General features: G+C 47.5%; 1 protein-coding gene. It reads right to left on the reverse strand.

Translation table 11 applies throughout. The features are described from left to right. Positions 1-47: 47 nt before the first annotated feature. Positions 48-596 (reverse strand): outer membrane beta-barrel protein, encoded by a 549-nt coding sequence (locus A3751_RS19270; RefSeq protein ID WP_068465824.1) that lies wholly within the window; start codon positions 594-596, stop codon positions 48-50. Positions 597-680 lie beyond the last annotated feature (84 nt).

Here is a 680-nt window from a genome sequence, read left to right on the forward strand (position 1 = left end):
TTCCGAAAGAGCGGATCTTGCTTGCGTCCTATCGCTTGTCCTTGTTTCTATCGTTCCCCTGTGCCAAATCGATAAATGAGGCTAGTCATCAATGTCTTGTCCTGAAAGCCATCGTGAAGAGCGCTGAAGTATCTGTAATCCAGTTGTCCTGCCCATTTTGCATTAATCGCATAGTGCATCCCTAAACCAGCGTGTGCTGTGGTGCTTGAACGGTCTTCTTCTCTGTCTTGGATCGTTTCGCCTAGTCCGCCAACCAAATATGGTCGCCATTGGCTCTCTCCGCGCCAGTAGTGCTTAACTTGCACAAAATAGTTTTCGAACCGAACATTTCTTCCTAAGCCACTTTCGGGGTGCGAACGTGAGTAAAATAAGGAAGTAGACCATGATCTGTTTAGATGTAATCCAAGTGATAGGCCTCCAAAATCCCGGTCCTCAAAGTGACGCTTGGAGTCGAAATGAGCAAGGCCAGCATTGGCAGCAACAAAAATGATGCTCCGATCAATTGGATCTTCTGCGTGTGCCGCAATGGGCATGAACAAACTAGCAATGAGTGCTAAGCGTTTAATCGTTGCGAGGTTACTAGAATTGGAAGGCAATGTTTAAGCTCCATTGATCGTTACTCGACTGGTTTTGACCGTTGCCAGACGCAGGTTGAGTCGATACCCAGGCTGTTCCAGCCT

It is taken from the genome of Oleiphilus sp. HI0080, assembly GCF_001635135.1.